Source organism: Ruegeria sp. BG3, from assembly GCF_056538485.1.
The window spans coordinates 1-807 of record NZ_JBQFTE010000027.1 but is presented as its reverse complement, the minus strand read 5'-3'; the positions used below and the strand labels follow the sequence as shown (position 1 = coordinate 807).

General features: G+C 61.1%; 1 protein-coding gene. It reads right to left on the bottom strand.

The genetic code is table 11. The features are described from left to right. The coding region (gene glyA, locus ACR0AI_RS21910) for a serine hydroxymethyltransferase (RefSeq protein WP_480677204.1) at positions 1-807 on the bottom strand (807 nt) is incomplete at both ends.

The following is an 807-nucleotide window of genomic DNA, read 5'->3' as shown; positions in this document are numbered from 1 at the left end:
CCTGCGATGACATGCATCAGCGGGCCACCCTGAATGCCGGGGAAGATCGCCGAATTCACTTTCTTAGCGATATCTTCATCATTGGTCAGGATCATACCCCCACGCGGTCCACGCAGGGTCTTGTGGGTTGTCGTGGTCGCCACATGCGCGTGCGGGAAAGGCGAGGGATGCTCGCCTGCGGCCACCAGACCGGCGAAATGCGCCATGTCCACGTGCAGGTAGGCGCCGACCATGTCGGCAATCTCGCGCATGCGGGCAAAGTCGATCTGACGCGGGATGGCCGAGCCGCCTGCGATGATCAGCTTGGGGTTATGCTCCTTGGCCAGCGCCTCGACCTGATCGTAGTCGAGCATGTTGTCTTCTTTGCGCACACCGTATTGCACGGCGTTGAACCACTTGCCCGACTGGTTTGGACGCGCGCCGTGGGTCAGGTGACCACCGGCGTCGAGGCTCATGCCCAAAATGGTGTCGCCGGGCTGGATCAGCGCCTGGAACACACCCTGGTTCGCCTGGCTGCCCGAGTTAGGCTGCACGTTGGCAAAGCCACACCCAAACAGCTCTTTCGCGCGGTCGATGGCCAGGTTTTCGGCAATGTCGACGAACTGGCAGCCGCCATAGTAGCGACGACCGGGATAGCCTTCGGCATATTTGTTGGTCATCACCGAGCCCTGCGCCTCCATCACGGCGGCAGAGACGATGTTTTCCGACGCGATCAGCTCGATCTCGTCGCGCTGACGGCCCAGCTCGGATGTGATCGAGCCGAAAAGCTCAGGATCACGGTCCGACAAAGACTGGGTGAAAAAACCG